Raw genomic sequence first — 11,720 nt, 5'->3', positions numbered from 1 at the left:
TCACGACGTCACCTTGCGCAGATGGGCCAGGGATGCCACGACGTCGGCCAACGGGCCCTCGCCGGGAGCTGGTTCGGCGTCGAGGACGGTGTCCTGTTCGAGTACGTACCACCCGGTGTAGCCGGCGGCGCCGAGCGCTGTGGTGATCGCGGAGATGTCCACGTCGCCGCGGCCGAGCGGCTGGTACAGGCCGGTCCGGACCGCGGCCGTGTAGGTGAGGTCCCCGGCCCGGACGCGGGCGGCGAGCGCCGCGTCGACGTCCTTGAGGTGCACGTGGGCGATGCGGTCGGCGGCCCGGCGTGCCAGGGCCACGGGGTCGTTGCCGCCGGCCAGCAGATGGCCGGTGTCCAGGCAGAGGGGGACGGAGCTGCCGGTGAGGACGCGTTCGACCTCGTCCGGGCCCTCGACCATCGTGCCGATGTGCGGGTGCAGGGTGGCGGTGATGCCTTCGGTGCGGGCGTGGGCGGCGATCCGGTCGAGGTTGCCCAGCAGGGCGTCCCATTCCCGTTCGGAGAGTTCGGGGCGGGTGTCGTAGCCGTCGGATCCGGTGGCGGCGGCCAGGACCAGGGTGCGGGCGGACCCGAACCCGGCCAGGGCGCGCCGGACTTCGGGCAGGGGGTCGCGGCCCGGGTCGTGCAGGACGACGGGAACGAAGCCGCCGACGGCGGCCAGGCCGTGTCCCGCGAGCAGGGCGGAGCGGGCCCCGGGGTCCTGCGGCAGGAAGCCGTCGGGGCCGAACTCGGTGGCGGCCAGACCTGCGGTGGCCATCTCGTCGAGCACCCGCTCCGGGTTCATCTGATGTCCCCAGCAGGGGACTTCGCACACTCCCCAGGAGATGGGGGCTCCGGCGACGCGGATCATCGGCCCGCCTCCTCTACTCGGACGGGTCGGCCGGTGCGGCACGAGCGGTCGGCGGCCTCGGCGACCAGCAGGGCGGCCAGCGCGTCGTCCCCGGTGCAGGGGCTGGGGCGGGTGCCTGCGGCGACCTCGGTGAAGGCGGTCAGCTCGGCGACGTACGCGTCGCGGAAGCGGCTGAGGAATCCGTCGTGCGAGACGGACCCCGGTTGGGGTCCGCCTGCGGTGAAGCGGAGGGGTGCGTGGGAGTCGAGGCCGGTGGCCAGCGTGCCGTGGGAGCCGGCCACCTCCATCCGTACGTCGTAGCCGGCGCCGTTGTAACGGGTGGCGGTGCAGGTGACCAGGGTGCCGTCGTCGAGGGTGAGGACGGTGACCGCGGTGTCGACGTCTCCGGCGGCGGTGAAGTAGGACTCGCCCCGGTTGGCGCCGGTGGCGCTGACCTCGACGACCTCACGGCCGGTGACCCAGCGCACGATGTCGAAGTCGTGGACGGCGCAGTCGCGGAAGATGCCGCCCGACGCGGGCAGGTATCCGGCCGGTGGCGGTGCAGGGTCCGCGGTGCAGGCCCGGATGGTGTGGAGCCAGCCCAGCTCACCCGCGGCGACGGCGTCGCGCAGGGCGCCGTAGCCGGGGTCGAAGCGGCGCTGGAAGCCGACCTGGAGCGGGACGCCGGTGCCGTCGAGCTCCGCCAGCAGGGCGCGGGTCTCGTCGAGGGTGCCGGCGATCGGCTTCTCGCAGAAGACCGGTACTCCGGCGGCGGCAGCGGCGCGTACGAGGTCCGCGTGGGCGGCGGTGGGGGCGGCGATCACGACGGCGTTCAGGCCGGAACCCAGCAGCCCGTCGAGGTCGGCGGCGTGCTCGGCACCGAGTTTGACGGCCAGTTCGTGTGCCTGGCGTTCAAATGAGTCGTGGAGGACGACCCGCGTCACGGCGGGCAGTCCGATCAGGGTCTCGGCGTGGAACGTGCCGATCCGGCCGGTACCGATGAGTCCGATGCGCATGCGCAAATGCCTCCGGTTCGAGGAGGAGTGGATGCTGTCCTGATTCGTCTCCCCCGATTTGTATCTCGGCACTCACAACGCGTCAAGCATTTGTTCTGACATATATACGTACAGAGCTGGCGCCGACGCGTGCGGCATACTGAGCGCCTGGTACCACGTTTCGAGGAGCCCCCATGGAATCGATCACCAGGCTGATAAGCATCGATCGAAGCAGTCCCGTACCGCTGTACTTCCAGGTCGCACAGCAGCTCCAACAGCTCATCGAGTCAGGGACGTTGGCGCCCGGCACCCGGCTGGAGAACGAGATCGCCCTGGCGGACAAGTTCGGCCTCTCCCGCCCGACGATGCGTCAGGCCATGCAGTACCTCGTCGACAAGGGGCTCCTCGCACGCAAGCGCGGGGTCGGCACCCAGGTCGTCAACAACCGGGTGCGCAGGCAGATCGAGCTGAGCAGCCTCTTCGAGGACCTGAAGCGGGACGGCCGCCTGCCCCGTACCGAGGTGCTGTCCATGGAGACCGTGCCCGCCGCGGGAACCGTCGCGGTCGCACTCGAACTCGAACCCGGGACACCCACCGTGGCGCTGCGCAGACTGCGTTACGCGAACGACGAACCCATAGCCGTCATGCAGAACCACCTGCCGGCCGATCTGCTGACGCTGACCGCGGACGACCTCACCCAGTACGGGCTCTACGAACTGCTCAAGCGGGCAGGCGTCTCCCTGCGCACCGCCCGTCAGACCGTCGGGGCACGCCGGGCCACGGCGGCGGAGGCCCGCCTGCTGGGTGAGGGCCGCGGCGGCACCCTGCTCACCATGGAACGTACGGTCCAGGGCGACGCGGGGCGCCCGGTGGAATTCGGGTCCCACCTTTACCGGGCATCCCGGTACTCCTTCGAGATGACGCTGACCGCGCACTGAACGGCCGGCGGGCAGCAGCCCGCTCCGAGGGTGCGGTGGCCGACCTGGTCGGGCGGATCCTGGACGGGCCGCTGCCATGACCCGTTGACCGGCCCCGGGCCGTTCGAGGCGGGGTGGGACGGGCGGCGGGAGGCGGGTGGCGGGAGGCGAGGGGAACCGGTCCCGGGTTGCCCACGTCTACCGGGCGTCGCTCTTCGACGCATCCACTGAGGGGGCCCACATGAACCGCACCGGAAGATCAGCAGGCACGCTGCTGTCGGCGGCCTTGCTGATGGCAGCAGCCGCGTGCACGGCCGATGGGGACAACGGGGGAAGCCCATCCGCTTCCTGCGCCAACCTGTTCACCTATGACGACCGCTCGTACCTGGACGCGCCACAAGTGGACTTCACGGTCGGGAAGAAGCTCGGCATCGCCACCCAGCCCCCCTGCAACGACACCGGTCAAAGCGACACGGACAACGAACCGGCCACGACGACTAACGCGTACGAGGTGGCCGGCCTTCCGTGGGAGGCGGCCGTCGCCGTGGGAGACACACCCGAGGAGGCGCTGCTCTTCGCCGCTCACACCGGTGCGGACATTCCCCCCGAGGTGAAGAAGTTCATCGACGACGCCAAGTGACGCAGTCGATGACGGGCTGATGCGGCCTGGCCATCGTGCGGAGCATCGTCCGCGCCCACGACGGAAGCCTCGGCCTCGTCCCGCGCCCCGCAGGCGGCCTCCTCGTCACGGTCCGGCTTCCCGCAATGGATCATTGACGGGAAGGTCCGCGCAGGCCAGGGTGACCACCCATGGGATCAATGGGCCGGGGCGGGGCTTCGCGGGCGTACGGGATGAGTGACCGACGGATATCCGGATGGGTCGGATCGGTGAGCGTGACGGCGGTGGCCCTGCTGACGGCCACGCTCCTGGGGAGGGCATGGAGCGCCTGCGACGCAGGCGTGAACAACTCGGCCAACGGCGGCTTTCTCCTCTGGGTCTTCATCCCCGTTCTCGCGATCGTCCTGCTGATCGTCTGGCTGGGGACGTCGGCCGTCCTGGGAAAGCGCCCTCTGGTCTGCGCCGTGGTCGGCGGGGCGCTCGTCCTCACCGTTTCCTGGTGCGCTCTCTCGCTCTTCTTGGGAGACGCCACCTACTACTGCCCCAGCGGTGTGCCGCCGTGGTGGCCGGACTTCGTCCCGGCTCCCGGGTTCTGAGATACGGCTACCGCGAGGGATGCGGCGGCTGCCTGAAGACCTCCAGGATCAGCGGCAGATCCGCCAGCCATTCCTGGAGACGGGCCCGCCTACGGGCGGCGATCATGCACGGATACACGGTGCCGTTGTGGAAGCGGACGGTGACGCTGAGGTGCTTGGTGCCCCAGGCCGCGTAATCGACCGCGCTGATCTGGGCCCAGGTGAACTGCACATCACCTGCCGGCGTTCCGAACTCGACGCCCACGGAGTCGATCAGGAGGTGCCTGTCCGAGGCGACCGCGATGAAGGCGATGTCGCTCTCCGCACCGGGCGTCGCAGGGTCCGCAGGGCCGAACGCGGGAGCATACCCGGGGCCGAACCCAGGGGCAGCCGCGGGAACGGCATCGGCCGGAGCCTGATGCCACTGCTCCGGAGCGGCATTGGACGGCGCGTAGGAAGGTGGCGGAGGAGAAACAGCCGTCGGGGGGTGCGCCGCACCGCCCGGCACGAACAGATCCAACAGCCCGTCAGGTGTGGGCCGTTGTCCGGGTTCCTTGGCCAGGCACGACGCGATGATCGGGCGCAGGCCCTCCGGCACCGCAGCCAGATCCGGCGTCTCGTGCACCGACCGGTACATCAGGCCCATCGGCGTCCCCGCCCCGAAAGCGCTGCCGCCCGCCGCGGCGACGAGCACCGCCCCGAGCGCGAACACGTCCGCCGCACCGTCGACTTGCAGCCCCTGCGCCTGCTCGGGTGCCAGGAACCCCGGCGTGCCGAAGGCCATACCCGTGGCCGTCAGCCGGGTCGACTCCAGGGCCCGCGCGATGCCGAAGTCCAGGACCCGTGGCCCGTCCGAGGCCATGATGATGTTCCCCGGCTTCAGGTCACGGTGCACCAGGCCGCAGCGATGGATCGCCGCCAGCGCCTCGGCGAGGGCCGCGCCCAGCAGCCGTAGCCGGGCCTCGCCCATCGGCCCCTCGGCCTCGATCAGCGCGGAGAGCGTGGGCCCGGGAACATACGCCGTGGCCAGCCACGGCGCCGCTGCCGCCGGGTCCGCGTCCACCACCTGCGCCGTATGGAAGCCTCCCACACTGCGTGCGGCGTCGACCTCGGCGCGGAACCGCTCCCGGAAGTGCGGGTCGGTCGCGAGCTCCGAGCGCGCCACCTTCACGGCCACCGCACGCCCGCCGCGCGAACGCGCCAGATAGACGACGCCCATTCCGCCGGCGCCCAACTGCCGCTCCACGGCATACCCGCCGATACTCTCCGGCAGGCCCGCACCGTCCGCCCCGTAACCCATGCGTTGTACGCCTCCCCGAGTGCTTCAGCGCATCAGTATGACGCAGGCGTGATGGGCCACAGCTGCCCCGCCTCTCTGATGGACCGGACAGGCCTCACCCCGGCCTCCACGGAGGCAGAACGGCTACGCGGCCGCGTCGGAGAAGTTCACCCGCACCGCGACCACTGCGCCAGACGCATCCAGGTCGGCCGACACGGGAAAGTACCCGTCACCCCAGCTCGTCATCGCGCACAGCAGCCGGGCGTCGCCGACCTCCACGGTTCCGGACTCGACCTCGGAGGCGCGAACCTGTCGCATGACCTGCCAGTGATGGGAATGGGGCCGGAAGTCCACCGCCATGCGGCGCCCGGTCTCCTCCTTCCAGTTCTGCAAGGCGAGAACCTTCTCCATCGCCTCCGCCACGGCCAGCCCGGTCCACCCGCGGACACCGTCCTCACCGGGTTCACCCAGTTCCGATGCTGCGAACGTCACGGCGGCCTCCTCTGCGGCAGCACCCCAGAACGCGACGTCGGCCAAGCCGTCCACAGGCTCGTCGTGCTGCCAGGCGTTCAGGGCATCGGCATCACCGAAGAGCACCCGGGCCCAGTCGACGCCGATGTCACCCAGCAGCACGGACGACTCCACTTCGGCCGCACTCATGCGAACCGCGATCTCGGACCAGCGCGGTCCGGCACCGTCTCCGAAGTCGGCCCGCGAAGCGAGAACCGGCAGATGAACATCGCTGGGCACCCCTCCCACCACAACGACAGGCACCCCGAACATCAGGAAACCTCCACCGCCTTCGACGGCAGTACGGCGCGCGCGTCGGGCATGCGATTCACGGTTCGGCAACGCCTCCAGGCGGGCGTCCAGACCAACGGCCAGACAGTGCTCGTCGAACATCCTCCCCAACTCCACCGCCCGGGAGGCCGGGATGTCGTGGAGCATGGAACCCGGCTGCCGGTCGAAGCTGCGGGCCGCTGCCGGGGCATCCGGCCCGACCACGGCGAAGTCGACCGCGTTGCGCACTTCGGTAGCCGTCGCCGGGTCGTCGACGCCCAGCAGGGCCGGATCGATCTCTGCCGGCGACCGCTCTCCGCTCCACAACCCCAGATGACCGCCGTCGACGACGACCAGCACCCCTGATGGGCAGCTGATCTCTCCGAGCCTGAAGATCTCTTCCATGGCGCGCGAGTCTACGGTCGCCCCTCAACCTGCCGGCCTGTGCACCAGGACGATCCCGGCACACGACGCCCGCTCCGGGACTCCGCTCGGGGCGCCTCTCCTGACTCCGCGCGGCAGCCCCGGGGCAACCCGGGGGTCCCGACGCTCTACGGAGCCGAGCCCCCCGTCCGGCACTCCGCCCACACCGTCTTCCCGACCACCCGCTCGGCCACGCCCCACTTCGCCGCCAGCGCCCCGACCAGGTGCAGGCCGTAGCCCACTTCCGCGCCGGCCTCCGGTTCGCACACCTCCGGCCGCCGCTCCCCTCGCGCGTCCGACACCTCGATACGGAGCCCGGCCGCGCCGAACGTCAGCCGCAACTCGAAGTCGCGCCCCGCTACGTACCCGTGCACCACCGCGTTCGCCGCCAGCTCGGCCACGATCACCGCCACGTCGTCGGACAGCTCGCTCCCGTACGGCACTCCCCACTCGTCCAGCTGATGCACGGCGAGTCGGCGCGCGAGCCGGGCGCCTCGGCGGGTGGCGGTGAAGCGTTGGACGAACTCGGCGCCCACAAGGGTGATTTCGGCGTTCATGTGACTCAGCGTGTCCGCGTACTCGTACGCTGACCAGCAGTGACACCACGACGCCGTGAAGCTGTACGGGACCTCCCTGCCGGCTGTACGGGCTTGTCGGGCCGTGACCGGACGGACAGAGGCGGTACGGGGCAGATGGCGAACGCGGAACGCGAAGAACGGCCGGAGCGGCCGGCCGAGTCGGACGGTACGGCGCACCTGTTCAGGGCGCTGGGCAAACAGATCAAGGTCCTGCGCGAACGCGCGGGCATGAGCCAGAGAGACCTGGGGCTGGCCGCGCACTGCGGGGAGGACCTGGTGTCGGCGGTGGAGCGGGGGGTGCGTACGCCTCAGCCGGACTTTCTTGAGCGTGTGGACCGAGTGGTCGGCGCGGGCGGGGTGCTGGTCGCGGCGGCGGATGAGGTGCGGGAGGCGTTGGCGCGGTCGCGGACCCGGCATCCGGACTGGTTCCGGGACTACGCGCGAACGGAGGCGGAGGCCGTTGCGCTGCACGAGTACAGCGCCCAGGTCGTTCCAGGCCTGCTCCAAACGGAGTCCTACGCGCGCGCCGTATTCACGCAGAGACGGCCGCTGCTGAACGAGGAGACCATCGAGAAACGCGTCGTTGATCGGCTTGCTAGGCAGCAAATTTTCGAGCGCTGGCCCCCACCGACCTTCAGCTACGTACTGGAGGAAACTGCCTTACGTCGCCCTATCGGAGGAAGGGCGGTGCACGCGGATCAGTTGGGCCAGCTCCTGCGCGTTGGGCGCCTGCGCACCGTGGAGATCCAGGTGATGCCGACAGACCGTGATGAACACCCGGCCATCGACGGCACGTTCACCTTGATCACTCCCAAAGGGCGACCACAGGCCGCCTACACAGAGCTGTACGGAAACCCGCGACTGATCACCGATCCGGAAGCAGTCCGAGTCTTCAGCGAGCGCTATGGGATCATCCGAGCGCAGGCTCTCACCCCGAGGGAGTCCCTGACGCTGATCGAGAAGATGCTGGGAGAGCGATGAACACCGAGCAACTGCACTGGTTCAAGAGCAGCTACAGCGGCGGCGAGGGCGGGACCTGCATCGAGGTCGCCCACGACTGGCGCAAGTCCAGCTACAGCACTGGCGAAGGCGGCAACTGCATCGAGGTAGCCGCCTCCCCCACCACCGTCCACATCCGCGACTCCAAGAACCTCCAGGCCCCCCACCTCGACGTGGCCCCCGCCGCCTGGTCCGCCTTCGTCGCGTACGCCTGCCGAGGCTGACCCGGATCGGATCGCGCGCCACCGGGTCGCGGAAATCCACGACCCGGTCCACCACGTCGTGGATTCCCGCGTCCCGGTGCGCCGCGACGTAAAGGCTTTTAAAGGCTCTTGGAAGAGAACTAAAAACCCACCCAACCCCCTTGCGGCCTCGTCACCCGCACGGGTGAGGTTCGCCAACTGGGCTGGATTTCGACCTGGTTGCCTGGCATATGCTCGCCGCACCAAACTTCAGACCTCTGACGGCCCCCGCCGGGACGACAATCCCGAGCGGGGGCCTGACCAACGCGGAAGTGACACCTTCCTGATGGCTACCTCGCAGGTTATCGCGCCCCCCTATGCCCCGCCCTCTGGCGTCGAGCATGTCAACGTCCGCCACACCGAACGCTTCACCGTCGTGGGCAACCACCTCAGCCAGCACCCCGAACTCTCGCTTGCCGCCCGTGGTCTCGCCCTGCACATCCAGTCGCTGCCGCCCGGCGCCAGGATCGGCATCAAGGTCCTCGCCGCCCGCCTGCCCGCCGACAGCGAGCACCGCATCGCCGGAGCCCTGCGGGAGCTGGAGCAGCACGGCTACCTGAAGCGCACCCGGGAACGTTCACCAGAGGGCCGGGTCTACACGCGCACGGTGTCGTACAACCACCCGGAGCCCGCCGCCCTCGACAAGGCGCAGACGCAGGCCCGCCCCCGGATGACCAAGGCCCCCAAGCCCCGCCCGGCCCCGCAGCCAGCACCCCCCGTACCGCTGCCGCTCCCGCCGCCCGCGGAACCCGCCCCGCTCCCCCTCGTCCCCGCCCCCACCGCCAAGAAGCCCCCGCGCCCCCCGCTCCCGCAGCCGCTCAACCCCACGCCGAAGCTCCTCCAGGCTGCCGCGCTCCTCCTCGTCGGGTTGCAGAACCAGGACCCCGAACTCCGCCTGAAAGAGGAGCAGATCGACTTCCTCGCTCCCGGTGTGGCCGCCTGGTTCGAGCGGGATGCCTCGCCCGACACCGTACGCAAGGCGCTGACCGAGGATCTGCCCCGGCCCGTGCGGTTCCCGGCGCAGTTGCTGAGGCACCGGCTCACCGTTTCCCTGCCGTCCGGGCGCTCCCTCCCTGCCGCCTATCGTCCGGTGCCCATGCAGAACTGCGATGGCTGCGACCGGGCGTTCAGAGCGTCGGCTCCGGGACGTTGTGACGACTGTGCGGGCGAAGTGGACCACAGCTAGGCCTGTACTTGCGCAGAGGCTGCGGGCCCCGGCGCATCCGCGCCCGGTCGGCGATGACGAAACGCCCTGCGCCACAGGCATCACCGTCATCAGAGGCAGGTGCACGCCCCGGTACCGGGCGCGGGCAGACTACGCACGTGCAGATTCCCGCCGAAGCCGTAACCACCGCTGTGTTGCTGGAGGTCGTGAGGATCTCCGGACTCCCGACAGAGCGTGGCGCCCCGTATCCGGGCAGGGCGGGCGCCCACTTGACCGGGAGCGAGGCAGCCGGCGTCCTTGCCTTGATCGAGAGCCTGCCCGGCAGCGAGCAGCACCGCTGCGGCTTTTCGCCGGGCTGGAGTGTCCGGGCGTACGCGGACACTCTCGACCTAACGCTGTTCGAGGCGGCGTTCTGCTTCAACTGCCATGAAGTCCGCATGCATGGACCCGCCGTGCCACCCGCACTGGCCACGCAGTTCTTCGACGCGGGCGCCCCGCAGGCGCACGCCCTCCTGGCCCTCTTCCGCGAGGCAGCCCCGTAACCGGTCGGTCCCGGTCACCACAGCTGAAACGGTGACCTGCGAAGTGCGGGGCCGGGACGTGTTGCAGAAGTGGATCAAGGTCGTGCGGTGATGTTCCATGGGGACCGGTCGGGCCAGTCGGTCAGATGACGTTGAAGCCTCGGGCGGCGTCATAGATGTCGGCGTCCACGACGTAGATGACTCGTGTGGTCACGATGAAATGGACCATGGCTCCGTCCAGCCAGCTGCCACGCGTGAGGTCGTCGTTCGTGAAGGCGAGGTGGGTGTCGGGGCCGTAGGGATCATCGGCGACCCGATCCACGAGGCGTTTCAGGGTCCGGCGATCATCGGGCGGGAGGTAGTCGCGGAGCCGGGCCGCTCGCTCGGTGAACTCAACACGGCGCTTCATGATGGCCGGAGTGTAGGTCGACGTGCACGATGCGGTCATCGGATTTTCGAGGAAGAGTTGGTGAGGGAGGCACCGACCACCGGGAACCGGGTGCTCGGGGCCCCACGTCCCCCAGTACATGCTGATCGTCCTGGGGATACTCTTCGCCGTCGCGCCCGCCGTCGTCTGGATGACGATCGCCCGCACTCGCCCCGTCGGCTTCGCGATTGGCGGCATGCTGCTCGCCGGAGCCAGTCTGCTGATCAGTGTCCAGCAGGGCTGGATCGACGCCCCCAGACCCGACGCCCATCTCGTGTTCACGGCTCTCGCGCCCCTGCTCATCGCCTGCGGCGCGAGACTGGAAGGACGGCACGAGAGCTCTCCTCCCCCGCAATGGACCTCCCGCCGCAACGGAGCGATCGGCTTCCTGGGGGTGCAGTTCGCCCTCACTCTCGTGGTCGGCCTCCTGTACGCGCTGATGATCAGCGAAGGCTCGGACGCCCCGCCGTCCAAGGCCCTCCCCTCATTGCCGCCAGGCATCAGCATGGTTGACGAAGGCACCAGCTGCGGTTCCGGCGGCTGCTGGCGCGTCGCGACGGTCAGTGGCGAGGACGGCATGTCCCGCCCGGAGATCATCCGCGAACTGGGCCTCCAGCAGGAGAGCTGCCGCTCCAGCGGCTGGCTGCTCGACTGGCGTGACGTGTGCGTCGGAGCCAGGGACAATGGCAGGAACGTCACCGTCTACGCCAGCTGGGGATACTGAGAGATCGTTTACTGGCCGGCCACTGCGGTTGAATGGGCCGGGTGAATGAGAGCGCTGCGCTACGACTTCGTCAGGCCGTCCATCGTCTTCAGGAGGCCACCCGCGAACGTGTCGCCACAGGGCGCGGCCCAGAGGAGGCCGATGACGTTGTCGGCACGTTCTCCACAGATGGTGCGCTCGGCTTCGATCCGCTGCCCCTTCTTCAGGCTCTGCATGACGCCGGGTCGCGCGCTGTGGTCATAGGTCAGGTCGCCGGCATCATGCACGGCTCGACAGAGCTGACGGGTGACCTCGACCTGCTGTGGGACGGCTCGCCCGAACAGGGGCGCGCCCTGCATGATGCCCTGGCCGCCACAGGCTGCACGGCCCTGCCCGAGCTGGACCGGCCGCAGGTGACATACCAGGTGACCGGCGTCAGCGGCGATCTGTGCACGCCCGCTCTCCCCTGGGGTGACATGGACGTCATGCCCTGCCTCGCCCGGGCCGTGAGCACCCGTGACCCGGCGGGATTCGATATCAGGTACGTCGACTTGGATGATCTGATCCGTATGAGGCGCTCTCTCAGCCGACCGAAGGATCTCCGTCGCGCGGACGAACTTGAGGCCTTCCGCCCCTGAGGAGCGCACTGGCAGTGGC

The 11,720-nt window shown here is 69.7% G+C and carries 15 protein-coding genes; 9 read left to right on the top strand and 6 right to left on the bottom strand.

The features are described 5' to 3' along the window. Together ACIOEW_RS22580 and ACIOEW_RS22575 are read right to left on the bottom strand one after the other, a co-directional pair. Positions 1-861, bottom strand: coding sequence for a TIM barrel protein (locus ACIOEW_RS22580; protein ID WP_401965359.1), 861 nt, complete (start codon positions 859-861; stop codon positions 1-3). Then, on the bottom strand, positions 858-1,856 hold the full coding sequence (locus tag ACIOEW_RS22575; RefSeq protein WP_401965357.1) for a Gfo/Idh/MocA family oxidoreductase: 999 nt from the start codon (positions 1,854-1,856) through the stop codon (positions 858-860). The genes ACIOEW_RS22580 and ACIOEW_RS22575 overlap by 4 nt, the downstream gene beginning before the upstream one ends. A gap of 173 nt (positions 1,857-2,029) precedes the next feature. On the opposite strand from ACIOEW_RS22575, the gene ACIOEW_RS22570 reads away from it, so the two are divergent. From ACIOEW_RS22570 to ACIOEW_RS22560, 3 genes are all read left to right on the top strand, one after another. Beyond that, positions 2,030-2,773: a GntR family transcriptional regulator gene (locus ACIOEW_RS22570; RefSeq protein WP_401965354.1), complete on the top strand. Its 744-nt coding sequence runs from the start codon at positions 2,030-2,032 to the stop codon at positions 2,771-2,773. 220 nt (positions 2,774-2,993) lie between these two features. Beyond that, complete coding sequence (locus ACIOEW_RS22565; RefSeq protein ID WP_362557467.1) at positions 2,994-3,392, top strand: DUF6281 family protein; 399 nt, start codon at positions 2,994-2,996, stop codon at positions 3,390-3,392. A 212-nt stretch (positions 3,393-3,604) separates the two neighbouring features. Next, positions 3,605-3,967 (top strand): hypothetical protein, encoded by a 363-nt coding sequence (locus ACIOEW_RS22560; RefSeq protein WP_401965351.1) that lies wholly within the window; start codon positions 3,605-3,607, stop codon positions 3,965-3,967. A 7-nt stretch (positions 3,968-3,974) separates the two neighbouring features. Here the strand turns inward: ACIOEW_RS22560 and ACIOEW_RS22555 are convergent, their stop codons facing one another. From ACIOEW_RS22555 to ACIOEW_RS22545, 3 genes are all read right to left on the bottom strand, one after another. Then, positions 3,975-5,246 carry a serine/threonine-protein kinase gene (locus tag ACIOEW_RS22555; protein ID WP_401965349.1) on the bottom strand — a complete coding sequence of 424 codons (1,272 nt, stop codon included), beginning with the start codon at positions 5,244-5,246 and terminating at the stop codon, positions 3,975-3,977. 123 nt (positions 5,247-5,369) lie between these two features. After that, positions 5,370-6,410, bottom strand: coding sequence for a hypothetical protein (locus ACIOEW_RS22550; protein WP_401965347.1), 1,041 nt, complete (start codon positions 6,408-6,410; stop codon positions 5,370-5,372). Positions 6,411-6,556: 146 nt separating this feature from the next. Beyond that, positions 6,557-6,985, bottom strand: coding sequence for an ATP-binding protein (locus tag ACIOEW_RS22545; protein WP_401965345.1), 429 nt, complete (start codon positions 6,983-6,985; stop codon positions 6,557-6,559). Between the two features lie 135 nt (positions 6,986-7,120). Between ACIOEW_RS22545 and ACIOEW_RS22540 the strand changes: the two genes are divergently transcribed. From ACIOEW_RS22540 to ACIOEW_RS22525, 4 genes are all read left to right on the top strand, one after another. Then, positions 7,121-7,987, top strand: a complete 867-nt coding sequence (locus ACIOEW_RS22540) for a Scr1 family TA system antitoxin-like transcriptional regulator (RefSeq protein WP_401965342.1) — start codon at positions 7,121-7,123, stop codon at positions 7,985-7,987. Next, positions 7,984-8,229, top strand: a complete 246-nt coding sequence (locus tag ACIOEW_RS22535; RefSeq protein ID WP_401965340.1) for a DUF397 domain-containing protein — start codon at positions 7,984-7,986, stop codon at positions 8,227-8,229. Before ACIOEW_RS22540 ends, ACIOEW_RS22535 begins: the two co-directional genes overlap by 4 nt. 304 nt (positions 8,230-8,533) lie before the next feature. After that, positions 8,534-9,433 (top strand): helix-turn-helix domain-containing protein, encoded by a 900-nt coding sequence (locus ACIOEW_RS22530; protein WP_401965338.1) that lies wholly within the window; start codon positions 8,534-8,536, stop codon positions 9,431-9,433. 137 nt (positions 9,434-9,570) lie between these two features. After that, positions 9,571-9,954 carry a hypothetical protein gene (locus ACIOEW_RS22525; RefSeq protein ID WP_401965335.1) on the top strand — a complete coding sequence of 128 codons (384 nt, stop codon included), beginning with the start codon at positions 9,571-9,573 and terminating at the stop codon, positions 9,952-9,954. 121 nt (positions 9,955-10,075) lie between these two features. Here ACIOEW_RS22525 and ACIOEW_RS22520 read toward each other — a convergent pair whose 3' ends face one another. Continuing rightward, entirely contained in the window at positions 10,076-10,342 is a 267-nt protein-coding gene (locus ACIOEW_RS22520) for a hypothetical protein (protein WP_362557593.1), read from the bottom strand. Positions 10,343-10,460: 118 nt separating this feature from the next. Between ACIOEW_RS22520 and ACIOEW_RS22515 the strand changes: the two genes are divergently transcribed. Together ACIOEW_RS22515 and ACIOEW_RS22510 are read left to right on the top strand one after the other, a co-directional pair. Continuing rightward, positions 10,461-11,084: a hypothetical protein gene (locus ACIOEW_RS22515; RefSeq protein WP_362557592.1), complete on the top strand. Its 624-nt coding sequence runs from the start codon at positions 10,461-10,463 to the stop codon at positions 11,082-11,084. Between the two features lie 32 nt (positions 11,085-11,116). Next, entirely contained in the window at positions 11,117-11,701 is a 585-nt protein-coding gene (locus ACIOEW_RS22510; RefSeq protein WP_401965331.1) for a hypothetical protein, read from the top strand. Positions 11,702-11,720: the final 19 nt, after the last annotated feature.

Origin of the sequence: Streptomyces sp. NPDC087901, from assembly GCF_044742205.1 — a bacterium.
GTDB lineage: Bacteria > Actinomycetota > Actinomycetes > Streptomycetales > Streptomycetaceae > Streptomyces.
This window is presented reverse-complemented; position numbering and strand designations above follow the sequence as displayed.